Below are 25,205 nucleotides of genomic sequence, written 5' to 3'. Positions count from 1 at the left end.
TGCGTTCTTTACAATATTAAATCTAGTTCAGGTTAGTGGTTATGCCTAATTTTTATTATCGTTTCTATACTTATCAATAAGCTCAATTACTAACGCGTAGTTAAAGTGATCAATTGCTTCTTTGAGCTTAAATAGAGAGTGGCCTCTATCATATTGATTCATTTCTAGCTGTCTAACCAAACTGCTAGGTACGGGGCGAGCCGTTAATGCTAATGAGTATATATTATCAATAACCGAGTCTTCGTTTTCTAGTTCATGTTGCTGTATATGTTCTTTTTTAAAGCTATCAGCTATCAAAAATTGTTTTACAGCAAAAAGTGTAAGTATTAATTGCTCATTAAAATGAGATAAATTAATACTTTTCTTATCTATTAAGCTTTCCTCAACACTTTGCGCGCTTTGTTGCAGTAGCTCAAAGCCTAATGTGCCGGCCAAGCCTTTGAGTGTATGTACTAGTCGAATTAAGCTTTCTAACTCTCCATTTTTGATTAATATATCAGCTTTAATCGAAAAGTCATTGTAATCGTTGACAAACTGAGTAAATAATTTAGCTAACAATTCGTCATTGTTTTCTAGGTTTTCTTTTGCTAAAGGCAGGTTTATAGTGCTCAGAGATTCGCTACTTTGCAGATGCTTTTCAATACTTTCGTAAAGCGCATCAAAAATAATCGGTTTTACTAAAAAGTCATCCATACCCGCTCTAAACGCTGCTTTTTTATCATTAGGATCTGCGGCTGCCGTAATGGCAATTATGGGAGTTTTGTAGCCTCGTTCTCTTAATATGCTTGTTGCTTCAAGCCCATCCATAACTGGCATTTGAACATCCATAAAAATAATATCGATGTCATTTATCTCGACTTTATCTAATGCATCATGTCCATTATCAGCAATGATCACGGTCATATCTAATCTTGCTAAAAGGGCGGAGGCTATTTCTTGGTTAATTCTATTATCATCAACAACTAATGCATTAAAACCCGAGAATTTAGGGTGAGGCTTTAATTGCTTTTCTTTGAAATTATTTGGTGAAAGCTTTCTTAAAACTTCAACTTCACTATTTTTATTACCGATAATTATAATGTCTATATTTTCATTTTTTGCAATTGGCTCAGGAGACTCTTCATCGGTAATTAATAAAATCAGTGTCAATTTTTCATTAACGTTTTTATTTTGAGCGTACAGTTGTTGTAAAATAAAGTTATCGTTGAGCTCTTTTTTTTCTATCGACATTATTACAATACTAAATGGGCTACTAGGCTGAGACATTTTTGCAATGGCTCTTAATGGTTCTTGTGTTGTTTCTGTCGTTATATTTATATCACTTAGTAAGTCCATTAATTTTTTAATTTGCTCATTATCGGGGCTAATTAATAAGGCGTGTTTTTTAAGCTTTTGTTGCTCAGATAAAGTAAAGGGTAAAGTAAAGAAAAACTCGCTACCTTGATTAATCGTGCTCCTTACTTGTATATCTCCGCCCAGCAATTTAGTTAATTGTTTGCTTATAGTGAGTCCTAAACCGGTCCCACCATACTTTCTTGTTGTGCTTGAGTCACCTTGCGAGAAAGACTGGAATATAATTTTTGATTGCTCTTCAGTCATCCCAATACCCGTGTCTTTTATACTAAAGCGAAGGTTTATTGTTTTTTCGTGTTGAGATGTCGCTTCTATAATTAATGATATTTCACCATGCTCAGTAAACTTAATTGCGTTACCTACACAGTTATTTATTATTTGGCTTAAGTGCATTGGGTCGCCAATAAGTTCAAGCCCTGCATCAACGTGTAAAGTAAAGTTTAATAACAAACCTTTTTGCTTGGCATTTGTTGAGAATAAATTTTGAACGTTAGAAACTATAGTATGTAAGGTAAAAGGGATTTGCTCTAACTGAACTTTTTCCGATTCTAGCTTAGAAAAATCCAGAATATTGTTTAAAATCTGCAATAAATTTTGAGCACTTGAAAAAGCTTTATCTGCGTAGTGTTTTTGCCTTGAGGGAAGCTCGCTGCTTTGTAAAAGTTGCAACATACCTAATATGCCATTCATTGGGGTGCGAAGTTCATGACTCATATTGGCTACAAAATCTATTTTTGTTTTATTGGCTTTATCGGTTTGCTCCATGGCACTCGTCAGGTCGGCATTCATTGCTTCCATTTGGGAATTTAATACGCGGGTTTCATTGAGTAGCTCTTTGGTTTGCTTATTTTTTAAATATAAAGCGTTAGCTGCTTTTATTACCGATGCTATTTCAGTTTGATTTTGGCTGTTATTTGAAATAGTTACTGGCTTTTCGCTATTCATGTCTTTAAGTAATAAAGTGAGCTGAGTAATTGGTTTTATAACCGATCTAAAAATAAAATAGCTTAAAAATAAAATGATTAACATAATTAAAACGGCAAATATATTTGCCTGTTCTGTATTTTTTGTTAAGTGGCTACTTAGTAGCTCTTCTGTTTTGATTAGTTTATTTTTTTCTACGTTTTTAATTTCATTAGTTAAATACAGCAATTCGTTTTCTATGCCTGTAAGCACTACATTTACAGAAAAAGTGTAGCTACGGGTGAGTAATACAAGTTGGTTATAAGCTTGTTTTAAGCTTGTTGTTTTATTGGAGAGGGATTCATTTATTACAGAGGTGCTCGTTAGTTTTTTATGTAAGTGATTTAAGTTTTGTTTTACATTTTGTGCTTCATCAAAATTAGGTTTATAGAGGTAGCTTATAATTGCATGTTTTAAATTACTTATTGTGAGTAAAACATCGTTAAAAATAACTTTATTATCATTGTTTGAAGACCCTTCTAAATCACTAATTGTTACTTGTAAGTCATCAATAGGTTGTTTGAACTGAGTAATGTAAATGTGTTCGCGTTTTTGTCTGTTTACGACAACTTGGCCAAATGTATCTTGGTAATTATTTAAATACTCGCCAAGGCGTATTAGTGAGTTTTGATACTCAGGGGTCTGGTTTTGAGTGTTTGTTTTTAGCTGCTCGAGATTTAGATTTGCCTTATTCAAATAAAAATTAAATTTGGTAATCGTATTTTCATTTGCATTGTCAATAAATGAAACTGCATGCCCTTGCAGGGAAATAATATCGTTTTCTAAGTTAGTTACAGCTTCACTTTGAATAAGCGCGTTATGTTGCGATTTTTGCAAGTTAAGTAAAGACGTTTGCGAATAGTTAAACAAATAGCTCTGTAAAAGAAGTAATCCAATCAGCGAACACAGAGCTAATATTATTTTTGATTTAATTGAGTTTATTATCATTATCGGCTAATCAACTCATACCATTTTTGCAGGCTGTAGTCATAGGTTGGCATAACTGTATTCCACACTGCTACATTACTAAAGCGTTTATGGTAACTACCGCCATTACGTTGCCCACCTGCTTTTACAGCTACGTCGCCATTGGTATTTAATAAATCTATGTTTGTTGCTTTTCCACCGTACCAGTAATCCCATTCAGACTGAGATAGGAGTAGTTTAGAGCGCTGCGGGTTACTAATGTAATAACCTTGGCGAGCAATAAATGCACCAGGCCAGCCTGAAAGCCACCAATTCATATAATCGTAAGCTGCATCTTTTGCGCTACTTTGTATTTGTGACGATAAACACATAACACCATGCCAGCCTCGGTAGCCTTCTTTTGGCGCGGCAAATTGAACATTAATATTTTGGCTGTTTAATGCAGAAACTGCAGGCGAAAACATGCTTTCTATATGGGCTCGCTTACTTCTCATAAATTCAATCGACTCAGGAACCGAATTCCAATAGCCACTAAAGTGACCTTGGCGTTTAAAGTCGAGTAATATACTAAACAACCTATCAAGTTCTGGGCGAGTCATTGCACCTATATTGTTAAATTTTATAAGTCCTTTACTTTGTGCTGCTAGGGCTAGGTCAAATAATCCAATGGTAGGCGCATTTACAATAGCTACTTTACCTCTGTTCTCGTCATCAAGCAGCCAACTCCAGCTTTCTGTTTCGTATGCTATACCGGGCTTAATAAAGTCGGTGTTGTAACCAAAAGAGTCAACATTATGCACATAAGGTAAAAAGCTAATATGATCGCTTTCTTGTGAGCTTAATGTGCCATCGGGTTGAACATTTAATAATTTATAGGGGGAATCACCTGCACCAATACTTGCAGTTTCGGTTAGTTTTCCCGTTTTAGTAAGTGGATTTATCTCGTTAAAGTAGGTGAGTCGTTTTTTTTCTATTGGCTGAATGGAACCTGCATCCCAAAGCACATTAATGCTGTCTGACCATTGTTCGTATAAATCAAAGGAGCTAGGGTCCATTGATGCCTTTTGCAAAACAGCAGCGCTGCCTGCGGGAGTAAATTCTATATTAATACCCAAGTCACTCATCGCTTGCTTGCGGATAGCCTCTTGGAGTGTTACATGCGTACCAAGCACTCTTAATGTGACTTTTTTTCGGGCAAAAACATAAGGCGCATGTGTTATTGCACCAGCTGTTAAACCTATTGCAGCTAGCTTTTTTAGCGTTGAACGCTTAGGGTTGTCCATGTTAAGCCTAAAGTACTAATGTGTGACATTATGTATAGCTAAGAACTTGTAAAGACACAAGTTGAATGGATAAATTTAAAATTATATAGAATGAAAAATTAGAATATTAGGGTGTCAAAAAATAATAAAAACAGTGGAAAAATAGAAGAGTAGAACGAATTTGAAAAGGAGTAGGAAAGTGGTGGAGCTAAGCAGGATCGAACTGCTGACCTCCTGCGTGCAAGGCAGGCGCTCTCCCAGCTGAGCTATAGCCCCACATTCCTAAGTTACATATAATGTAACTGCTTGACTGCTGAGTTCCAAGCGGGACGAACTTTAAGTTTTTTTATAAATTTGGTCAAGTATTTTTTCGTAAATTTTCACTGTTTACGTCAATTTTTGTTAGACTCGGCTTAATTCAAAACTAAAACGATAAAAAACAATGAAAAAATGTGTTCTAGCGCTTATGGTTTTACTCGCTGGCTGTGCCTCAAATGATGAGCCGCCTTTTGAAATAAATAATAAACAGTTTCACGAAAAGCAAGATGATCAAGGCAATAAGCTTTTTGCTTATGTTGTTTCGGTAAAAGCTAAGCATCGTGAAAACTTTAACCTTGACCGTGGTTCTAATAAGAGACCAAGTCGTGGTGAGGTTAAGCAGTATATAGAGAAAGAGCATTTTGAAGAGTCGAGCATTCTGAAGTTACAGCTAGAAGACCAAGCAGTTGAATTATTAAATCAGGAGCTAAAAGATCGTAAGTATTGCGACAACAAGCATGAAGTTAATGATGTTTTATGGCGAGATTTGAGTGTACAACTAAGAGGGCGTTGTTTGTAATATGTTGGCTGATAAAACTAAGTTAGCAGAGCTTTTGGCGCACCTAGATATTAACTATGATGTAATAGAGCATCCGCCGCTACATACTAGCTTAGCGGCAGATGAGTTTATGATTGAGCGCCCAGGTACTCGTCTTAAAAACCTATTTTTACGCGATAAAGAAGGCAAGCGACACTTTTTAGTTATTACAGCGCACAATAAGCAGCTCGACTTAAAGGCACTATCAAAGCAACAAGGGCTTTCACGCTTAGGGTTCGCATCGAGTGAGCGGCTAGCTAAATATTTAAAAGTGGCTCCTGGGTGTGTATCTATGTTGGCTCTTTTAAATGATAAGCAAAACGAAGTGAGCTTATGGGTTGACCAAGATATTTGGCACGGTGATTTGTTTCATTGTCATCCGTTTGAAAACACCCAAACATGGTTGCTTAGTAAAGCTGATTTAGAAACATTTTTTAATTACACAAAGCATCAACCGCGCGTTGTATTTTTACCCTCAAAATAAGCCCACATAATTAACGATAAACCACATAAGCAAACCGCAAGCAGCGTAAACATAAACGCTGTTTGCCCATGATGTTGGTATACCACACCGGGTAATAACGACCCCAATGCGCCACCACTGTAATAAAACGATACATATCCGCCATTGGTTACACTTGGTGGGGCTTTACTTATTTTATTAACGAGCGGTGCGGCAGTTGAATGAATCACAAACATAGCACCACAAAACAAAGTAAATGCGATTAAAAATAAGCTAAGCTGATGGCTCATTAATAAAATAATACTCACACTATAAAAACTAAATACCGCAGTTAATAAGTGCCAAGGCGAAGGGACTTTTTTAAGTAACCAAGGTGCAGCAATAGAGGCGAGGGCACCAATTAAATAACCACTGTAAACTAAACCTATGTCACGAGTATTGGTAATTAAAAACGTGTTTTGTAATATAAACGGTAAGTAATTAAGCAGTGCAGCGAAACAAAAAAACATACAAAAAACGGCGCCGTAAACTTTAAGTACAGCGCCTTCTTTAAGTTGTTTAATGTAATCGAGTGGGGAGAGCTGCGACTGTTTAGCTGGGTTTGTAAAGCGGGAATGCTTAACTGTCAAAGCTAAGCAAAGAAGCATAAAAGCAATTACGTAATAAAAGCTCTGCCAATTCCATAAGTCGCTAAACAAAGCGGCAAGCACACGTCCAAAGTAACCACCAACTATACTGCTACCAATATATAGGGTCATATTTTTTTGAAGTGTATCAGCGCTATAACTCATGCCTATATAGCTAGTCATTGCTGTTAAAGCTGCGGGGAGCGTTAAACCCTGTAAAAATCTGACTAATAATAAAAGCTCAAAGCTAGGTACATAAATAAAAAGTAAGCAGCTAAGGCCTAAAAGCACCATTGCAATACGTAATATAAGTAGTGGATTTATTTTTGCTAAAAATAAACCATAAACGAGCGGGGCAATGGCTAAGGGCAGCATAGTTGCAGTCATTAAGCTGCCAGCTACCGCAGGTGCTACATTAAATTCGCTCGCAAAAAGGCTAAGTAGGGGTTGCGGTGCATAAAGCACAAAAAATATAAATACCGAGCAAACGAGTAGATGAGGTAAACGCATTATATGGCTTGTGCATTTGCTGATTGGTTGTCTGGTATTGTATTAAAAATTGGTTTTAATTCATAATTAAAACCATAGTCATTGCGCTATATCATGGTTTGTTTTAACTAGTTTGCTAGATTAATGTCGATAGCGCTGTTATTTGAACTCGTTGGTGATTAAAATAGCGATAATATTAGTTTTTAGTGGAACAAAGTCATGGGTTCATTACAAGACCAATTGCTTCAAGCAGGATTAACAACATCGCATAATGCTAAAGTTGCTAAATCAGAAAAGCGTAAGCAACAAAAAAAGCAAAAGAAAGGGGCTACTAGCAACCCAAGTGATCTGCAAAAGCATATTCAACAAACCAAGCTAGAGCAGCAAAAAAAAGCTGAAGAGCTTAACCAAACACGCCAAGTGAGCTTAAAGCAGCGCGAACAAGAAGCGCGTGTTAAACAAATTTTAGAACACCACAACCAAGATGCTATTCGTGGTGAGCGCACATTTAATTTTACTTATCAAAACAAAGTAAAAAATATCGACGTGAACGAGAAAACGCAAAAAGCGTTATCGGGCGGTCGTTTAGCTATTTGTGTACTAGAAGGGCAATTTTACGTATTAGACGACGAACCAGCACGCAAAGTGGCTGAAGTTGACGAAAAGTATATTGTTTTTCATGTAGAGCCAGAAAACAAACCAAAAGATGAAGATGACCCATACGCAGACTTTGAAGTACCAGATGATATAGTGTGGTAATAGTTATTAAGGGTAAGCTCATTTTTATTTGCTAAAGTATATAAAAGTGAGATAGAAACGAGTTAGCGGTTTTTGGTTAAGTTGATCGTCTAGCGTCGTTTCGTACGTATGCTTTTTATTTGATTGTTTACTACAATCAATAGAACAGTTTTTCTAACCGTCAAAAAAGAAGAGTAAATACAATGAGCAAGATGAAAACACTACTATTAGGCGCGGGTATTACTTTAGCCGCAAGCTTCTCGTTTAATGCAGCAGCTGCCGATGGCGCTGCACTTTATACCGCTAAGAATTGTCAAACTTGTCATGGCGCTGAAGGTAAAGCACCAATTATGGGTATGTACCCTAAACTAAACGGTCAAAACAAAGACTACTTAGTAGCGCAAATGAAAGATATTAAGTCAGGTGCACGTAATAACGGTATGACCATGGCAATGAAAGCAATGGTTGCAACGGTAACTGATGAAGAGTTTGAAGCAATTGCAGATTACCTAGCTAACGTAAAATAATTTACGCAGTTATACCATTTTAATGCAATTGGTATTTTAGTTTTACAAACAGCCACACAATAGTGTGGCTGTTTTGTTTGGTGTTTGCTATAAAATAGAGACTGCTTTAGACTTCTAAACATCTGTTCGTACAGGTTAATAATGTACGTTTTTAAAAGGCTCATTATGTTTGATTTACCCCAACTCGATTTAAAAAATAAAGTATCAGCACAAGAGTGGCAACTTCGTGTTGATTTAGCCGCATGTTATAGACTGGTAGAGCACTTTCGTTGGGGGGATTTAATCTATACGCATTTATCAGCACGTTTGCCTGGTACCGACCACTACTTAGTGAATGCGTTTGGTTTAACCTTTGATGAAGTAACTGCCTCTAATTTAGTAAAGGTAGACTTAGACGGCAACATTATTGACGATACGCCATTTAGTATTAATCCAGCTGGTTTTACTATTCACAGTGCGATTCATGAGGTACGCGAAGACGCTCATTGTGTTATTCACCTTCATACCAAAGAAACAATCGCAGTCGCTACACAAAAAAATGGTTTATTACCGCTTAGCCAATATTCAATGTTTTCATTGCCATCGCTTTCTTATCATGGCTACGAAGGGCTTGCAGTAAACGACGACGAGCGAAAAGTGCTGCAAGATGATTTGGGCAGCACTAACCATATGTTATTGGTAAACCACGGTGGCTTAACGGTAGGCCCAACGGTAGGCGATGCGTTTATGCGCTTTTATGATTTACAGCGAGCGTGTGAAATTCAACTAGCGCTACAATCAAGCTCGCAAGAGGTGATTGAAGTACCGCAACCTATAATCGACAATATTTATAATCAAGCAAACGTAGTACACAGTGGCAGCACTGGCGGGCAACTTGCGTGGCCTGCGATGTTACGTAAAGCGTATCGACTTGACCCTAGTTTTGCAAAATAACCCATAGCGGTTAATAAGGAATTTTAATGAAAGTAAATCGCGTTGAAGTATTTGATATTCACTGTCCTGATAGACCTTCTTGGACACCTGTGTTTGTACGAATTCATACTGACGAAGGTATTAGTGGTGTTGGCGAAGCGGGCCTTGCATACGATTTAGGTCACAGTGCTGCAGCGGCTATGATTAAAGAAATGGCCGACGCCTTTTTAATCGGCCACGACCCATTTCAAACAGAAAAACTATGGTCTCGTATGTTACGTGAGAGCTTTTGGGGTTTAGGCGGCGGACCTGTTGTATATGCTGCAATGAGCGCAATTGATACCGCACTTTGGGATATAAAAGGTAAAGCGCTTGGTTTACCTGTATACCAGTTATTAGGCGGTAAAGTTAACGACAAACTACGCACTTACGCATCGCAATTACAGTTTGACTGGGATAGCGAATTTAAAGCGCTAGTACAACCGCAAGAATATGCAGAAGCGGCTTTAAAGGCGATGGCCGAAGGTTACGATGCAGTAAAAGTAGATCCAATTCAGTACGATAAAGACGGCAATACTTATTACGATCGTACAAAAATAATTTCACGTACTGAAATGAAGCTATACCGTGCGCGCATGCAAGCTATTCGAGAAGCAGTAGGCGACGAAGTAGACATTATTTTTGAATGCCACAGTTTACCAGGCGTGACAACAGCCATTCAGTTGGGTGAAATTGCAGAAGAATTTGACTGTATGTACTTTGAAGAGCCAGTTAACTACCTAAACCACTCATTACATGCAAAAGTAGCAGATAAAGTTAATGTGCCAATTGCTGGTGGTGAACGTTTGTATAATCGCTGGGGTGTGCGCCCGTACTTAGAAGATCAAAGTATTGATGTTCTGCAACCTGATATTGGTTTATGTGGTGGCTTTACCGAAACTAAAAAAGTATGTGATTACGCAGATATCTTTGATGTGCGTATTCAAGCTCACGTATGTGGCGGGCCTGTTGCAACAGCAGCATCACTGCACTTAGAAACGGCTATCCCTAACTTTTTGATTCATGAGCACCACACTTATGCGATTAAAAAGTGGAACCGCGAGTTATGTTTACAAGACCCACAACCTAAAAATGGTTTCTTTGAAGTGTCAGAAGAGCCAGGGTTGGGTATTGAATTAAATGATGAGATTGTTATGCGTTCTCAACGCGTAGAAATAAAATAATAGTCTTTTAACCTAACTTTAGGTCATGCATTAAAAAGCCGGTAAGTGATTAGTCACTTACCGGCTTTTACTTGTTTGGTAAAGTTTTAGCTTGTTATAACTCGTTAATTCTACATTCTACGTCTTTAAGCTCAATAGTGGCTTTACTATCAAGGTGGCGTATATAGCATTGCTTGCCTTTAATCATCAATTCAAACTGATCGGGTGTATTGCGACTTTGCGTGTCGATAATATTATTACCATCCACATTGCTAAGGGTTACTGTGCTGCTGGTAGTAAATACATTCTCAGCTAATTGAGTTTCTTGTATATGTACAAGTGTTTTAATTGCTTTGCTAACGGCTGTTTTATTTGGCTTTGCCAGTAGAGCATGTTGCAGCTTAGGTGTAGGGTCTGGATTTTGAGATATGCAGCCATTGAGAAAAAACGCAGAAAATACAACGATTAGTAAAAAGTACATTTTCATAAATTGGCCGTATTATTATAAAAAGAGAGTTTAATATAACTAGTTTTACTTAAACTTGGTAGTAGTGCTTAGCGTTTGCATAGCTAAGGTCATGCCATGTCTTATCGTTTGAGCATAACGCCTTATGGCAGTGCCATAGGTTGCTGTAGCTTGTATTTATTTGGCACACAGGGAAGTTGCTAGCAAACATAATACGCTGCTGGCCAAAGTGATTAAAAAGAAAATTAAAACACGCGGCTTGTTGCTCACTGGTGAGCCTAAGTAATTCAAAACCAGAGAATTTAATTGCTATGTTGTCGTGCTGAGCAAGTAACTCAGCACCTTGTTGCCAGTCATTTAAATTACTTGGCAGTCCTGCATGATTAATTATAATTTGAAGCTGCGGTAGCTGCTTAGCGTAGTAAGCTATTTGTTTGGTTATTTCGCTATTTTCAATATCAAATTGAGCTTCAAAATGCAGTTTATTTGTAGCCAATAAATTAAGGTTATTAATACAATGAGGGCTTTTTAGTCTCACTGCATCATCGTCTTCGGTTATATCTCTTATACCACAAAGGCTTGAATGAGCCAGTGCACTTAGCGCGTGATTAAATTGCTCTGCGGGCGCATCAATTTGGTTGTAACTAATAGCCTTAAATGAAAGGTTTTTTAAATGCGAGCTTAGCCAGTTTAACTCGTTTATAGGTGATTGATTATCAAACCCAGCCTCAATGTGCACAATACCCGCAAGTTCAAAATCAGTACTTTTAACAAGTTGCTTTGCACTTATTGGTTGTTTAATTTTTTCTAGGTTAGGCCATGCTGGTGGGTTTTCGCCTTGTAGCCAAGTATATTGCCCCTCGGCAAGATTAAAAAAATGCACATGAGGGTCAATAATTTGCATGCTCATTGGGCTGTATAGCCGCCATCAATACTTTGTAAGCTACCAGTAATAAAGCTGGCATCGTCGCTTGCTAAAAAGCTCACAAGGGCAGCAACTTCGTCGGCTTGACCTAATCGGTTAAGCGGTTGCAGACTTGCTTCCTCGGCAACTATTTCAGCTTTGTTTGCGCCACTTTTTGCGCAGTACGCATCTATCGCGTTATGAAATAGCGGGGTTTCTATTGTGCCAGGGCATACCGCATTTACTCTAATATTAAAGCTCGCGTAATCAAGCGCCGTTGTTTTGGCCATTGAGGCAAGGGCATGTTTTGTTAGGTTATACGCAAAAGAGTTTTGCTTACCTATAATTGCTTGATCGGATGCGACTAATATAATAGCGCCGCTATTTTGCGCTTTCATGCTTGGCAATACGCTTTGTACTGCGGCATACGCGCCTTTAACATTAAGCGCAAAAAGTGCATCGAGAGTTTGCTCGTCGGTGCTTTCTATATTTGCGCTTAAGTGTTTTCCAGCATTAGAAACAAGTACATCAATACGTTTACTTTGTTCACAGATAGCGTTGATGCAGCTTTGTACCGCCGATACATCACTTACATCACACCGATGAAATATACCAGTTTCGCTTGGCTCTATATCAAGGTTATGTACTTTATAGCCATTACTTAGCAAACGCTTTACAACGGCTAGACCAATTCCTTTTGTACCACCTGTAACTACTGCAACTTTAGACATACTTACTTCCTTTATTGCTAACTAGTGAGAGTGACCGCAGCCGCCTTCAGCGTGCACATGTCCGTGAGAAACTTCTTCACTTGTTGCTTCACGTACAGATACAACTTCAACGTCAAACGTTAGTGTTTTGCCCGCAAATGGGTGGTTTAAATCACAATCTGCGTTAAAACGACCAACCTTAACAATAGTAACCTGATGACGACCTTGGTTAGAGCTAACCATTGCTGTCATACCTGGTTTCCATACTTTAACGTCGCCTTGTAGGTGCTTAAGCGGAATACGTTGAATTAAATCATCAACACGCTCGCCGTACGATTCACTTGGCTCTAGAGTTACACTAAATTTTTCGCCGGCTTCTTTACCTTCAAGTGCTTTTTCTAAACCAGGAAGCATGCCTTCGCTGCCATGAATGTAAGTAAGTGGCGCTTCGTTTGTGCTACTTTCAATTTGCTCGCCCGCTTCGCTAAGGGTGTAATGAAATTCAACTGCTGAATTTTTGCTAATTTGCATGCTTGTCTCTTCAAATAATAACTATGATAGGGCGCAATTTTACGCGAAATATACTTGTTTATAAACTTAACGTGGCTGATTTAGTGTTTTTTGTAAATTTAGCAGAAAATCTTTTTTTATTGGTGCTGCTTTTTGCTTTTCAGCCTGTGGTATAAACAGTACTAATTGAGTGCCAGGCTTTAAAATGCTCGATGCAGAGAGTTTGTTCCATTTTGCCAAGTCGCTATGAGGTACATCGTAAAGCTGACTTATACTCCAAAGGCTATCGCCTGACTTAACTTCGTAATCTATTTCAATGGTGGGAATCGCAATCTCTTGGTGTTCTAAATAAGGGCTGATTTTGTAATCAACAGTTAATGTGCTTGGCAGAGTTTTAGGTTGCCCAACTAATAACTTTTCTCCAACACCTATTAAATTATTATTTTTATTATTAAGTTGTTTCAAAGCTTTTACAGACATACTAAAACGCCTGGCGATACTGTAAAGCGTATCGTTTTGTTTAACGATGTATTCTCCAGCAAAGTTTGATTTGAAGAACTGACTTTTTAATAATGCTTCTTGTCCTATAGGCAGCAGTAAAGTATGCGGCCCGTTAGGTGAGCTTTGATTTTTTAAATATCCCTGATTAATAGCATGTAACTGCTTTGAACCTATACCAGAGAGCTTGGCAATGACTGAAAAGTCGAACTGCTGACCTATGTTCATCTGTGTTGTAAATGGCTTATATGCAAGCTTTGGGCGTTTTATACCCTTTTGTGGGTGTTTAACTAAATAGCTTAAAGCGAGTAACTTGGGTACATAGTCAGCGGTTTCTTTTGGCAGACTGAGCGACCAGTAATCGGTGCTTTTACCGCGTTTTTTGTTTTTTTCGATTGCGCGTTTAACACGGCCCTCACCACTATTATAAGCGGCCAAAGCATGTAGCCAATTACCATCAAAGCGTTTATGTAAGTAACTTAAGTAATCAAGTGCAGCATCGGTTGAAGCAAGTACGTCTTGGCGCCCGTCATACCATTGATCTGATTTAACACCAAAGTGATGCGCCGTTGCGCCAACTAATTGCCAAACACCAACAGCTTGCTGTGATGAGGCTATTGTTGGTCTAAAATCGCTTTCTACAAATGGTAGTAAAGCGAGCTCCATAGGTAATTGCTTTTGCTCAATTTTTTTTACGATGTGATACAGATAAGGCGCTGCGCGTTTGCTCACCGTTTGTAAGTAGTTAGGTTGCTTTGCATACCAGCTGATACGCTTTTTTAAGGCGCGATTTTGATAAATCGTAAAGTGTAGATTATTGGCTATATGCACCCACAGATCGGTGGTTTTAGGTGGGCGCTTTTTTACGATTGTTTTTTTGAATTGAAGTGGCGTAACTATCTCATTAACTTGAGGCGTTTGAGCTATTTCCTCGTCAGTATCATAAGTATAGTCAGGCTCAAAATGAGTAAATATTTGTGGAGCTTCTTGTGGTTCTTGCTCCGTTGATTGACAACCAAATAACAAAACACCCAAACAACATAAAACCAAACTGCGCATAGTGATCACTTTTGTAAATTCCTTTTATTATTTTAACACAATCCGTTGTGTTGAGTTATTCTGCGCTTTTTGCGCGATTTAGGCCAGCTTGTAAAAAGAAGTTGCTCGATTTTATATTAAGCGCTTCTTGTTTATAAGGCTCAATAACTGATTCAGGAAACGATAGCATTAACTGCTCAATACTTTGATCTTTATTGTTTTTAAGGTGCTCTGTTATGGCTGTTAAAAATGATAGTGGCTGTTTCAGCTGCTCTTTTGTTAATGTGCCGCCGTGGCCAGGTATAATAATAGTGAGCTTTTCGTCGTTAATATATTGCTTAAGCAACGTTTGCCAACTTTTAAGTTCACCGTGTCCAGGGTAAGGAAGCCAGTCAACGATATCGCCACCAATCAGTACACTGCCATTATTAGTAGTAATAGTTAAATCACCGTTAGTATGGGCTTGCTGCGGCTCAAGCGTTACCTCAAAACCACCAAGGTCGATAATTTTACGACTATTAATTACTATTTCGGGTTTGCTAAGCTGATACTCCTGCCAGCGAAAAAGTCGCTTTTTTGCAAGCTTTAACTTATCACGCCATTTAGGTTGCTCTTCTTTGGGTACATTCGCTAATCGTTGGTAGCTCAGCTCAATGCTCTTTTCATAGGTGTCTAGTTTGTCGGTATATGCTGTTTGGTAAAGGCTAAAATTTTTATTTACTTGCTGATGAACAACGAGCTTGGCATCAGGATAAAAATTTTGCATAACCGCCATACCGAGCAAGTGATCGTCATGGTAATGCGTGGCAACCAAATAGCATAAAGGTGTTTTAAGGCGTTTTTTTAAATCTTCAGCAAGTTGTTCAACTGCAGCAAAATTGGCACTCGTATCAACCAGTAGGGCACATTTTTCGCCTTCAATTAATACTTGGTTAGAGTCGTAAAAGCGAAGCTTGTCTTGTTGCTTTAAAAACTGAATATGAGGGTTTATTGTATTCCAAATAACGGCAGCGTAGGTGCTAGGTGCTATTAATAGCAAAGTGCATGACAATAGTAAGTGCTTACATAAAGAGGTTATGTTTGAAAGTTTTAACTTCATTTATTATCTCTACGCTGAGGTTTAATTACTTTAATAATAAACAAAAAGCGCAGTATGCGCTTTTTATTTTTGGTGTTTGGGGTCATTTGCCAAATGCTGACTGAGTTTATCAATCAATTGGTCTTGATGCTGTTGTTCAACTGTAGCCTGTGTTTTTGCTTCTAGCAATTCGTGGCTTAAGTTTAATGCTGCCATTAGTAGGGCTTTTTGATCGTTTCTAACGGTTGAGCGTTGTTTCATTTGCTCAACTAAGTCATTTAGATTTTTAGCTGCTGCTATTAATGCATCTTCCTGCCCTTCGGGGCAAGCAAATTGCTGCTCTTTACCTAGCAACTCAACAGTGACCCGCTGGTTTTGCAGCTCAGACATTAGCTAGCCTGTTGTGCGCTTTGTAATTTATCAAGAAGACCAGATAAAGTAGTGCTGGCATCTTTTTGCTTTTCTTCATTTTCTAAAGCTTCAAGCTGTAGTAATTCGTTTTCATCGCTTAGTTTAGTGTTCTGTTCTTTTAAAGTAGCAACATCTGTTTGTAATTGATTATTACGTTCGATTAAAGAATCGATCAGTTGTTCGAGTTGTTGAAGAGTAGTGTTGTTCATAAAGGCGCTCATATAACTGTAATTAATGTCATGCAAATGTAAAGCAAAGTGTGTTGATTTGCCAGCATTTACGGTGGTTTTAGCTGATTTTTCTTCTGCGTTAAGGGATAATTCAGCATATGAGCTTTTTCATTCAGAAATGGTTCACTTTAACACTCTCTTATCTAGGTGTGAGTTGCCAAAGCCTAGTGCTTATGGTTCACTTACGATATTAAATTGCGTATGGCGAAAATAAATAATGCTTAGTTACAGACACTCATTTCATGCGGGTAATCCTGCCGATGTACTTAAACATTTAGTACTGGCACAAGTACTAAATTACCAAACAATTAAAGATAAACCGCTTGATTATATAGACACGCATTCAGGTGCTGGCTTTTTTGAACTGGCAGCTGCTGATGCGCAAAAAACGCAAGAGTATCAAGATGGTATTGAAAAACTTTGGCAACATAAAAGTGAACATGCTGAGCTTAATGAGTACATTGAATTAATTAAGTCATTTAACGACACTGACGAACTTGCATTTTATCCGGGTTCACCAAAAATTGCAGAGCATTACTTGCGCCGCCAAGATAAGGGTTGGTTTTTTGAACTGCACCCGCGCGATTTATTATTACTTGAAGAAAATATGCAAGGTAAGCGCTCCATTCGTGTGCGCGGAGAAGATGGCTTTACCGGCTTAGTAGGATTATTACCACCAGCATCTCGCAGAGCGTGTGTGTTAATTGACCCTCCGTACGAAATTAAAGATGACTACGAAACGGTTGTAAAAACCTTAGTTAAAGCTCATCAGCGTTTTGCTACAGGTACTTATATGATTTGGTATCCGGTAGTAGACAGAGAGCGCATTGATAATATGGAGCAGGGCTTAATTGATTCAGGAATGCGCAACATTCAGCTATTTGAATTAGGCACTGAAGCGGATACTGACGTACACGGCATGACAGCATCTGGCATGATTGTGATTAACCCTCCATGGAAGCTAAAGCAAACAATGGATGCAATAATGCCTGAACTTGTTGATTTGTTAAGTGAGCCAAGTGGTTTTTACAGAAGTGAACAACTCGTTGATGAGTAGCTTTAAATAGCGCTTACAATGAATGATAAAATGCCCAGCTTTGCTGGGCATTTTTATTTGAAATATATACGAATGTGTTAGGTAATACATATATTAGGGAGCTAAATATTAATTAAAATAAACTGCGTTAAAAGTAGCAAGCGTATTACCGCTGTTGTTTTTAAGTTTCAGTGACTCGCCTGTAATTTCCCACTTTGAAGTATTGTTAAGTACGTTAGACATAGCTGCCTCTTGGTCCATATTCTCCGAACACATCTTTTTTGTACTCGCTAACTGACTAAGTGTAATTGTGTGCTGCTCGGTGCTATAACTTCCGCTAAAATTATTACAGCCTAAAAAGCCATTAACACGGTAGTCTTTATCGAACTGAATAAACGGCTCTTTAGTTGTAACATTTACTGTTTGAGCATTGATTGTTATTGCTTTCCAGTACGTGTTTGTAAGCGTTACGTCTAGCTTTTCAACGGATACTTTTGAAAGCTCAATTTTATAAGGGCCAGTTAGCTGTGATTCTCTAAATGGGTCGTTATTTGTGGTACTTGTGTAAAGTACTTTGTCTTTATTTATGATTCTGGCGCTTAGGCTATAGCGGTGTTTATCGTTAACTTTACTGGCATCATAAGTTAGCTCTACAGTAAATGGTGGGGCTTGGGTAATATCAATCACTTCTTGGGTTATTATATCTGCTTTTACATCCATTTTAGATACATCCGAAAGCGTAACTATTAACTGTGAACCGGGGCGAAGCATACTGCGATCTTTGTAGCTAACTTGGGTAGTTAGAGTCGATATTGATTTTGCTTGCTCTGTATTTTCAGTCGGCTTTGTTTGTTGATCACAACCGGTTATAGCAAAAACGCTCAGTGCTAATAAACTAAGTCTTGTAAGTGCTTTTTTACGTGAATGTACTGCTTGATGCTTTTCCATGTTTGTTATCCTTACTCAATATTATCCCCCTAGTGTATTACCTAGTGACTTAATCATTCCTTAACTTATTTTAAACATAAAAAAAAGGCGCATTAGCGCCTTTAATAATTAAAAACAAACGATTATTTTTTAACAAACTTAGTTAAAATAACTATGCGCTGGCCGTCAACTCGCCCTTCAATATGTTCAGGGTTGCTGGTTAGGCCAATATTACGAACAGCTGTTCCACGTTTAGCTGTAAGGCTACTACCTTTAACGTCTAAGTCTTTAATTAGGGTAACAGTATCGCCTGCTTGAAGTACTACACCGTTGCTATCTACATGCTTTAAATCGTCATCTTCAGCAAGTGCTTTTTTAGCCCACGTTAGCGTATCTTCTTCAAGGTAAATCATGTCTAGCGCATCTTGTGCCCAGCCATTATCAGGCGCTAAACGCGAAAGCATTCTGTAAGCTACAACTTGTACTGCAGGAGTTTGGCTCCACATGCTATCGTTTAAACAGTGCCAATGCGTAGGCGTTATTTCGCTGTTATTCTCGATTTGATCTTTACATGTTTGACACGTGTAAATACATTTATCTGAGTGGGTTTCAGTTACCGGTGGTACTTCATAAACAGATAAGTTCTCGGTGGCTGCACACAATTCACATTGATTATTACTACGTTCGATTAAGGCTTTTTCAATACTCATGGGGCTCTTTCTGATTCTGGTCGAGTTGACATTTGCTGCTATTGTACTCCAAAACACGAGCTCTGCGCCATTAGTCCCTTAATTTTGTGTGGGTATATTACTCATATACTTATCTTCAATAGTTTTTATATATCCTTGAGCGTGAAGGTTTTTAATTGCTAGGTTTATTTGGGGCAATAATTCTTTATGTTTGCTCAATAAGCGAATTCTTAAAAAGCCATGGGAATGCTGTGCGCCGAAGGCAATGTTTATCCCTAACTGCTTTGCCCAATAGAGCGCAGTTAACTTACCTACTAGTGCAGCTTCTACACGGTTTCTTGATAGAGCTGTCATAAGTTCTTTTTCGGATGGAAAGTCAACACGCTCAAAGGTGTTGTCATTAAAGTAATAGTAACCTAGTACCGTTCCTATATTTTTACCCTTCAAGCTATCAACGCTTTGCCAGTGCTGGGTATTTTTAGGCAAGGTAACAATCATTTCTGTGGCATAAATAAGCGGCTCTGAAAAAACATAACGAGGGTCATTTCTCTCACTCTTTGAGAGCCATTCTAATGAAATAACATCAAAATCGATTATTTCATCTTGTAAATATTTGGTAATACGCTTTGTAGGTAGGCCGATATGAGAAGCTGCAATATTGGCATCATCGAGTACTTTTTCAATAATTTCGGGCAATATTCCAGGCTTTTCTGGGTCATTTGTATAATATGGATAATGACTCCCTGACGCGCTAATATTATATTTGAGGGGAGTAGGGTTAATGCTGGCATAGCTAAAAAATACAAATAGCAGAGGGCTCAGTACTAATACCCGAATAAAGTCAGTCAAATCTCCACCTTTTATATTAATATTTTATATTAATATTTTATATTAGTGTTGTGTAATTTTAACATTTTTGCAATGACGACTATATTTATCTTATGCGTGTTGCATTAAAGTACACATATTATTGGCTGTTTTGCCATCTTTTATTTATAGGTTTAGAGCCAAGTGAAATTACATAACATACCTGATGAAGCACAAAAAATAACTCAGTTTGTTGCGCGACAACCTATTTTTGATATAGACCAGAATGTTTTCTCGTACGAATTGCTTTATAGAGACTCAGCCAATAATGCGTTTCCTGTAGGCACTTCTGATGTCCATGCGACAAGCCGCCTATTTTTTAATGCTTTAATGTTGGTTGGTTTAGATAGACTTACCGCACATCATTTAGCTTTTATAAACTTGTCATCAGAAACTATTCTCGATAACTTCCCCAAACTTTTATTGCCAGAAAATAGTGTTATTGAAATAGTGGAGCGCACGGGTAATATTCCTGCGGTGGCTGAGCGTGTGCAAGAACTTAAAAAAGAAGGGTATGTTTTTGCGTTAGATGATTACGATGGCGATCCAAAATGGGAGCCACTGTTAGCACATGTTGATTACATAAAAATTGAGATAGATGATCCGGTTATTAAAACCAATATGCGCATTAAAAAAATAAAACGCGCAAATCCACATGCAAAAATAATTGTTGAACGAATAGAAACGCATGAACAATTTAATGTATTAAAATTGGCTGGCTGCGATTTATTTCAGGGGTTCTTTTTTTCTCGCCCAGAAATGATTACGTATAAAGGTGTAGAGCCTTCAAAGCTAACCGTTTTTGATCTATTGCGTTTTACAGCAAAAGAAACACTTTGCTTTAAAGAAGTTCATCAACGAGTGGCCAGAGATGTCGCCATAACAGCGAGGGTTTTAAAGCTAGCTAACGCGCGTTCAGGCAAAGCAAATTTAGTCATTACGTCTATTTCACAAGCGGTTATTTATTTAGGTGAGGACACAATAAGACAATTTGTTCGCGTATTAGCAATTAGTGAGTTGGGGGTCGAAAAACCAACCGAATTAACTAAGCTTGCTTTAACGCGGGCTCAATTTATGTCGCTAATATTGGAGCAAAATAATAAAGAGTTGACCGAGCAAGGGTATCTGGTGGGTTTGTTCTCGGTGCTTGATGCTATTTTAGATGCTGAATTAAAAGACATAGTTAAAGAGTTTACTTTAGATGCTGCAATATCTGATGCGTTACTATTAGAGAGCGGCATTTTAGGGAACTGTTTATCGCTTATAAAAGAGTTTGAATTAGATAATATAGATGAAGCTATGGTCCATTTGGCCAACATAAACTCAGAGCTGCATATTGGCGATATATTTAATTTTTTATTGGATGCTGTTTTATACAGTGATGACATTATTGAGGCAATAGCAGAATAAATATGCGTAATTGGTTGTCGGTTATAAGTGTAGTGGTTGCTCTTTGTTTATTGTTTCCTGGTATTACAAAACCAGTATTAACAATAGAGGGTAACATAGATAAATCAAAATTAGCGCAAGCGGGCATTGAAATGCTTGCTGAAGAGGGCGATGGTCGGACTCGTAGCATGCTAATGATGTTCTCAAATATGCTAGGGCTTGATAAGTTAGAGGGCGAGATTAGCGCCTATAACAAAACACAAAGTATTTTAGGCACAGTTAAAGAGCTTGCTAGTAATAATAATTTATTTGTAGCTGCTTTAGTGGGGTTGTTTTCTATTGTTATTCCAAGCTTGAAGCTGCTATTACAATTGCTTTATTGTTGCCTACCTTTGAATGGGTTTAAGCAAAAGCTCGGTCTGGTTATTTGTGCATTAAGTAAGTGGAGCATGGTTGATGTATTTGTTATTGCATTAATAGTGACTTACCTAGCAGGTAACGCTCATGGTAAAAGTGGTGAGCTACTTGTTATGAATGCCCAATTTGGTGAGGGCTTTTGGTATTTTAGCGCATATTGTATATTTGCAATTATAGCGAGTAACTTAATTAAAACACCTGATAAACCGCAGTCTACATAATTAAAGTATTTGTGGTTGCCGTTAGGTTATCTTACAATCATTTTAAAATTTATTAAAAGGCATAATGTTGCAACGTTTTTACTCTAGTTTACTCATGATAACTTTACTGATCACTTTTGTGGGTCAGGCAGTTGCGTCTGTAGCTATGGTATGCGAAATGCCACATTTGCCAACGAAAACAGCAACGCATGCCCAAATGCCAATGACACACAGTAGTGATGCAACAGCTGTTGCTAGCATGTCTGAAAATATGATGCAGATGGATTGTTGCGACGACGAAAGTACGCCACAAAATGATTGCAAATGCCCTATCAGTGGCTGCGCTGCTAATTCAATGCTTAGTGTTGATACTTTATTTAGCGTTACTTTACTTGAATCTGAAAAAGTAAATATAAGTGTATTTACTACACAAATTAATATACCTCGTTCACTCTACCGCCCTCCTATGTCTGCTTAATAGCAGGATAGGTGTATGTAAAAATTGCGGTAACCCCGTTTATTGGTAATTCATAAACACCTTTTTTGCTTCCTAATTTAAGAATTTCTTTTATTTTTAGATGGAGCAGGTGATGAACCACGCTGTAAGTATTAAAGCCGTATTATGTAGTGTTGTGTTATTTAGCACAGCTGTTAATGCGCAAAACAATTCAAATAACCTAAATATCGATACGCTAAAGCAAGCCCGCAATGAGCAAACGCTTAGCTTAACGCAAGCGCTTAATTATGCACTAACGCATGAGCCATGGCTAAAAGCGAGTGGCTACCAAGAAGATGCCACAATAGCGCAAAGTATTGCCGCAGGCACCTTACCCGATCCTGTTTTAACGGTTGGCTTACTTAACTTACCTACTAACGGTTATGCGTTTGATCAAGAAGGGATGACGCAACTTAAAGTCGATTTAAGCCAAAAGTTTAGCCGAGGGAATAGTTTAGCACTTAAACAAAAGGCATTAGCTCAGTCTGCTCAACAATATCCTTGGCAGCGCGCCGATCGCTTAGCACAAGTAAAAGCAATTGTGATTGAGTCGTGGTTAAACGCGTATCGTGCTCAGCGAAGTATTGTTTTAATTGAGCAAGATAAAGGGCTATTTACTCAGCTTATTGAAGTTACCGAAGCAAGCTACGCAAGTACCTTAGGTAAAACACGCCAGCAAGATATTATTCGTGCGCAATTAGAGCTCACTCGCCTTGAAGATAAGCTGGTTATGCTTGAGCAGCAATTTGAAAGTGCTAAAAACCGTTTAGCACAGTGGTTACCTATGAATATGCTTATGCAGCCTTTAAATGCCGAATTTACTAAAACCACAGGGCTGGTTGATTTTGCAAACCTTGAATTTGATAAATTAATACAGTTGCTTATGGCGCATCCCGCAATTATTGCGATAGAAAAAACCGTCACCGCAAAGCAAACCGAAGTTGCACTCGCCAAGCAAAGTTACAAACCTCAAATGGGCGTTAATGTGGGTTATGGTTACCGAGATGATACGCCTATGGGGGAGTCGCGAGCTGATTTACTTTCAGTAGGATTTAGCATTGATTTGCCATTGTTTACTGATAATAGACAAGATCAACAGGTTAAATCGGCTATTGCTAGTGCAGAAGCTACTAAAACACAAAAGCTGGTGGCGCTTCAAAAACTCAAAGGCATGTACTTTAAGGAGTTTAGCCAACTCGCTCGTTTGCAAAAACGCGATGCGCTTTATCAAAATACGTTATTACCGCAAATGTCAGAGCAATCTCAAGCAACACTAAATGCTTATACGCGCGACGATGGGGATTTTTCTGACGTGATGCGCGCGCGCATTAGTGAGCTTAACGCCAAAATAGACGCGCTTAATATTCAAGTAGATCAGCATATTATTACCGCTCGCCTTAATTATTATGCAAGTAGCTTAGACCCCCAAGTAATGAGCGATAAAACTGGAGAATTACATAATGAATACTAATTTAAAGTTACTTGTTGCTGCCTTAGTTGGTGCGGGCGCATTTGCGTTAATTGGCGCCTTAGTGATGCAGTTTTTACCTAGCAGCTCGGCGATGCATGAACAGCAAAGTGCTGAAAAACAGCCCTTATATTGGGTAGCCCCTATGGATAGTAATTACAGGCGTGACGCGCCAGGGCTGTCGCCAATGGGAATGGATTTAGTCCCTGTATATGAAAACGATAGCAACGCTCAGGATGGACCAGGTGCAGTAACTATTTCGCCTGCAGTCATTAATAACTTGGGTGTAAGAACTGCCAAAGTAGAGCTTAAAACACTTCACAGCGATATAAATACTGTGGGGTATGTGCAATATAACCAAGACCAACTTATTCACATTCATCCGCGTGTAGAGGGCTGGATTGAAAGCTTGTACGTTAAAGCGCAAGGAGCACAAGTTAAAGCCGGTGAGCCTTTATATACTTTGTATTCACCACAATTGGTGAATGCACAGGAAGAGTTTTTATTGGCGGTTAATCGTAATAATACCGTGTTAATTCGCGCAGCAAAGGCACGTTTAGAGTCGTTAAATGTGTCTGATGGATTTATTGAACGTTTACAAAAAAATAAAAAGATAATGCAAAATATTACTTTTTACGCAAAGCAAAGTGGTGTGGTAGATGAGCTAACAGTACGAGAAGGCTTTTACGTTAAACCAGGCACATCAATGATGAGTATTGCTCAGCTTGATGAAATTTGGGTAGAGGCAGAAGTATTCGAGCGCCAATCAGAACAAGTGAGCGTTGGTTTACCTGTAACAATGACGCTTGATTACTTAAAAGGTCAAAAGTGGGAAGGTAAGGTTGATTACATTTACCCCGTGCTTGATGCTAAAAACCGAACTTTGCGTGTAAGGCTTAGGTTTGAAAATGCAGATCATCGGTTAAAACCAAATATGTTTGCACAAGTGAGCATTCACGCTAAGGCGAGTAAAGCGCAATTTACAGTCCCTAAAGAAGCGGTAATTCGCACGCAGCATCAAAACCGTGTGGTTATTGCATTAGGTGAGGGTCGTTTTAAATCGGTAGAAGTCGAAGTTGGGCAAATTAATAGTAATGAAGCGGTCATTTTGTCAGGTGTGACGACAGGTGACACGGTAGTGACCTCAGCGCAATTTTTAATAGATTCTGAGTCAAGTAAGAGCTCCGACTTTAAACGAATGGAAATGCCTAGTTCTAGCATTAGCTCAGGTATGAGTTCGGATTCTGGTTCAGACTCAAATATGAGCATGGATATACAGCCACAAAGCGCCACGGTTAACGGCACTATTAATGCCATAGATACACAAAATCGCATTATTAATATTAGTCGAGAGGCCATTGAAAAATGGAATCGAGAACCCGCCAGAATGGACTTTGTATTAGCGCCAGATATTGATATTAGTCAGTTTGAAAATGCCCAGTATATTAATTTTACTTTTAGCATTATTAACGATGAATTTGTAATTACTAAAGCGCAAAACGCAGAGCCGATTGATCATTCTACTATGCAACATAGTTCTCACTAGGAGCCAT

Annotated in this window: 26 protein-coding genes and 1 tRNA gene; 12 read left to right on the top strand and 15 right to left on the bottom strand. The window is 38.3% G+C overall.

The features are described from left to right. Positions 1-45: 45 nt before the first annotated feature. From AC5NT5_RS15410 to AC5NT5_RS15400, 3 genes are all read right to left on the bottom strand, one after another. Positions 46-3,264, bottom strand: coding sequence for an ATP-binding protein (locus tag AC5NT5_RS15410; RefSeq protein ID WP_494513840.1), 3,219 nt, complete (start codon positions 3,262-3,264; stop codon positions 46-48). Next, positions 3,264-4,526 carry an ABC transporter substrate-binding protein gene (locus AC5NT5_RS15405; RefSeq protein ID WP_494513841.1) on the bottom strand — a complete coding sequence of 421 codons (1,263 nt, stop codon included), beginning with the start codon at positions 4,524-4,526 and terminating at the stop codon, positions 3,264-3,266. Before AC5NT5_RS15405 ends, AC5NT5_RS15410 begins: the two co-directional genes overlap by 1 nt. A 179-nt stretch (positions 4,527-4,705) precedes the next feature. After that, positions 4,706-4,781 (bottom strand) — tRNA-Ala (locus AC5NT5_RS15400). A gap of 166 nt (positions 4,782-4,947) precedes the next feature. Here AC5NT5_RS15400 and AC5NT5_RS15395 point away from each other — a divergent pair. After that, entirely contained in the window at positions 4,948-5,343 is a 396-nt protein-coding gene (locus AC5NT5_RS15395; RefSeq protein ID WP_182694033.1) for a putative periplasmic lipoprotein, read from the top strand. Between the two features lies 1 nt (position 5,344). Further along, positions 5,345-5,845, top strand: a complete 501-nt coding sequence (locus AC5NT5_RS15390; RefSeq protein ID WP_494513842.1) for a prolyl-tRNA synthetase associated domain-containing protein — start codon at positions 5,345-5,347, stop codon at positions 5,843-5,845. On the opposite strand, the gene AC5NT5_RS15385 is transcribed toward AC5NT5_RS15390, so the two are convergent. Next, positions 5,812-6,960: an MFS transporter gene (locus tag AC5NT5_RS15385; protein WP_165723902.1), complete on the bottom strand. Its 1,149-nt coding sequence runs from the start codon at positions 6,958-6,960 to the stop codon at positions 5,812-5,814. The two genes, AC5NT5_RS15390 and AC5NT5_RS15385, sit on opposite strands and share 34 nt — an antisense overlap. 198 nt (positions 6,961-7,158) lie before the next feature. Between AC5NT5_RS15385 and AC5NT5_RS15380 the strand changes: the two genes are divergently transcribed. From AC5NT5_RS15380 to AC5NT5_RS15365, 4 genes are all read left to right on the top strand, one after another. After that, positions 7,159-7,698 (top strand): DUF2058 domain-containing protein, encoded by a 540-nt coding sequence (locus AC5NT5_RS15380; RefSeq protein WP_002957867.1) that lies wholly within the window; start codon positions 7,159-7,161, stop codon positions 7,696-7,698. A gap of 182 nt (positions 7,699-7,880) precedes the next feature. Next, positions 7,881-8,204, top strand: coding sequence for a c-type cytochrome (locus AC5NT5_RS15375; RefSeq protein ID WP_002957866.1), 324 nt, complete (start codon positions 7,881-7,883; stop codon positions 8,202-8,204). A 165-nt stretch (positions 8,205-8,369) separates the two neighbouring features. Further along, on the top strand, positions 8,370-9,137 hold the full coding sequence (locus tag AC5NT5_RS15370; protein WP_010554363.1) for a class II aldolase/adducin family protein: 768 nt from the start codon (positions 8,370-8,372) through the stop codon (positions 9,135-9,137). 26 nt (positions 9,138-9,163) lie between these two features. Continuing rightward, a complete protein-coding gene (locus AC5NT5_RS15365) occupies positions 9,164-10,339 on the top strand; it encodes a mandelate racemase/muconate lactonizing enzyme family protein (protein WP_007375956.1) in 1,176 nt (391 codons plus the stop codon). Between the two features lie 94 nt (positions 10,340-10,433). Here the strand turns inward: AC5NT5_RS15365 and AC5NT5_RS15360 are convergent, their stop codons facing one another. The 8 genes from AC5NT5_RS15360 to AC5NT5_RS15325 all read right to left on the bottom strand — a co-directional run bounded on the left by AC5NT5_RS15360 (position 10,434) and on the right by AC5NT5_RS15325 (position 16,142). After that, the gene (locus AC5NT5_RS15360; RefSeq protein ID WP_024595815.1) at positions 10,434-10,805 is read right to left on the bottom strand and encodes a hypothetical protein; all 372 of its coding nucleotides are present in this window, start codon (positions 10,803-10,805) and stop codon (positions 10,434-10,436) included. Between the two features lie 49 nt (positions 10,806-10,854). Then, positions 10,855-11,694, bottom strand: coding sequence for an amidohydrolase family protein (locus tag AC5NT5_RS15355; RefSeq protein ID WP_494513843.1), 840 nt, complete (start codon positions 11,692-11,694; stop codon positions 10,855-10,857). Then, positions 11,691-12,419, bottom strand: coding sequence for an SDR family NAD(P)-dependent oxidoreductase (locus AC5NT5_RS15350; RefSeq protein WP_494513844.1), 729 nt, complete (start codon positions 12,417-12,419; stop codon positions 11,691-11,693). The genes AC5NT5_RS15355 and AC5NT5_RS15350 overlap by 4 nt, the downstream gene beginning before the upstream one ends. A gap of 21 nt (positions 12,420-12,440) precedes the next feature. Next, the gene (locus AC5NT5_RS15345; RefSeq protein ID WP_002957860.1) at positions 12,441-12,929 is read right to left on the bottom strand and encodes an FKBP-type peptidyl-prolyl cis-trans isomerase; all 489 of its coding nucleotides are present in this window, start codon (positions 12,927-12,929) and stop codon (positions 12,441-12,443) included. Between the two features lie 66 nt (positions 12,930-12,995). Then, positions 12,996-14,465: a LysM peptidoglycan-binding domain-containing protein gene (locus AC5NT5_RS15340; RefSeq protein WP_494513845.1), complete on the bottom strand. Its 1,470-nt coding sequence runs from the start codon at positions 14,463-14,465 to the stop codon at positions 12,996-12,998. Between the two features lie 55 nt (positions 14,466-14,520). Beyond that, positions 14,521-15,543 (bottom strand): MBL fold metallo-hydrolase, encoded by a 1,023-nt coding sequence (locus AC5NT5_RS15335; protein ID WP_494513846.1) that lies wholly within the window; start codon positions 15,541-15,543, stop codon positions 14,521-14,523. Between the two features lie 63 nt (positions 15,544-15,606). Continuing rightward, positions 15,607-15,912 carry a cell division protein ZapA gene (locus AC5NT5_RS15330; protein WP_002957856.1) on the bottom strand — a complete coding sequence of 102 codons (306 nt, stop codon included), beginning with the start codon at positions 15,910-15,912 and terminating at the stop codon, positions 15,607-15,609. Next, a complete protein-coding gene (locus tag AC5NT5_RS15325; protein ID WP_002957855.1) occupies positions 15,912-16,142 on the bottom strand; it encodes a cell division protein ZapB in 231 nt (76 codons plus the stop codon). Before AC5NT5_RS15325 ends, AC5NT5_RS15330 begins: the two co-directional genes overlap by 1 nt. A gap of 238 nt (positions 16,143-16,380) precedes the next feature. Between AC5NT5_RS15325 and AC5NT5_RS15320 the strand changes: the two genes are divergently transcribed. Next, positions 16,381-17,220 carry a 23S rRNA (adenine(2030)-N(6))-methyltransferase RlmJ gene (locus tag AC5NT5_RS15320; RefSeq protein ID WP_182671457.1) on the top strand — a complete coding sequence of 280 codons (840 nt, stop codon included), beginning with the start codon at positions 16,381-16,383 and terminating at the stop codon, positions 17,218-17,220. Positions 17,221-17,328: 108 nt separating this feature from the next. Here the strand turns inward: AC5NT5_RS15320 and AC5NT5_RS15315 are convergent, their stop codons facing one another. The 3 genes from AC5NT5_RS15315 to AC5NT5_RS15305 all read right to left on the bottom strand — a co-directional run bounded on the left by AC5NT5_RS15315 (position 17,329) and on the right by AC5NT5_RS15305 (position 19,664). After that, positions 17,329-18,147 carry an META domain-containing protein gene (locus AC5NT5_RS15315; protein WP_494513847.1) on the bottom strand — a complete coding sequence of 273 codons (819 nt, stop codon included), beginning with the start codon at positions 18,145-18,147 and terminating at the stop codon, positions 17,329-17,331. 122 nt (positions 18,148-18,269) lie between these two features. After that, positions 18,270-18,836, bottom strand: a complete 567-nt coding sequence (locus tag AC5NT5_RS15310) for a PhnA domain-containing protein (RefSeq protein ID WP_007586451.1) — start codon at positions 18,834-18,836, stop codon at positions 18,270-18,272. 78 nt (positions 18,837-18,914) lie between these two features. Continuing rightward, a complete protein-coding gene (locus AC5NT5_RS15305; protein WP_494513848.1) occupies positions 18,915-19,664 on the bottom strand; it encodes a substrate-binding periplasmic protein in 750 nt (249 codons plus the stop codon). Between the two features lie 162 nt (positions 19,665-19,826). On the opposite strand from AC5NT5_RS15305, the gene AC5NT5_RS15300 reads away from it, so the two are divergent. From AC5NT5_RS15300 to AC5NT5_RS15280, 5 genes are all read left to right on the top strand, one after another. Continuing rightward, positions 19,827-21,092 carry an EAL and HDOD domain-containing protein gene (locus AC5NT5_RS15300; protein ID WP_494513849.1) on the top strand — a complete coding sequence of 422 codons (1,266 nt, stop codon included), beginning with the start codon at positions 19,827-19,829 and terminating at the stop codon, positions 21,090-21,092. Between the two features lie 2 nt (positions 21,093-21,094). Then, on the top strand, positions 21,095-21,709 hold the full coding sequence (locus AC5NT5_RS15295; protein ID WP_010554372.1) for a paraquat-inducible protein A: 615 nt from the start codon (positions 21,095-21,097) through the stop codon (positions 21,707-21,709). 94 nt (positions 21,710-21,803) lie between these two features. Continuing rightward, a complete protein-coding gene (locus AC5NT5_RS15290) occupies positions 21,804-22,166 on the top strand; it encodes a hypothetical protein (RefSeq protein WP_223231679.1) in 363 nt (120 codons plus the stop codon). Between the two features lie 112 nt (positions 22,167-22,278). Continuing rightward, positions 22,279-23,655 (top strand): TolC family protein, encoded by a 1,377-nt coding sequence (locus AC5NT5_RS15285; RefSeq protein ID WP_494513850.1) that lies wholly within the window; start codon positions 22,279-22,281, stop codon positions 23,653-23,655. Next, the gene (locus AC5NT5_RS15280; protein ID WP_494513851.1) at positions 23,645-25,198 is read left to right on the top strand and encodes an efflux RND transporter periplasmic adaptor subunit; all 1,554 of its coding nucleotides are present in this window, start codon (positions 23,645-23,647) and stop codon (positions 25,196-25,198) included. The genes AC5NT5_RS15285 and AC5NT5_RS15280 overlap by 11 nt, the downstream gene beginning before the upstream one ends. The last annotated feature ends 7 nt before the right edge of the window (positions 25,199-25,205 follow it).

The sequence above is a fragment of the Pseudoalteromonas sp. J2K-J599 genome (assembly GCF_059295115.2).
Note: the sequence above shows the minus strand (reverse complement) of the source record. Positions and strands in the feature narration are given on the sequence as shown.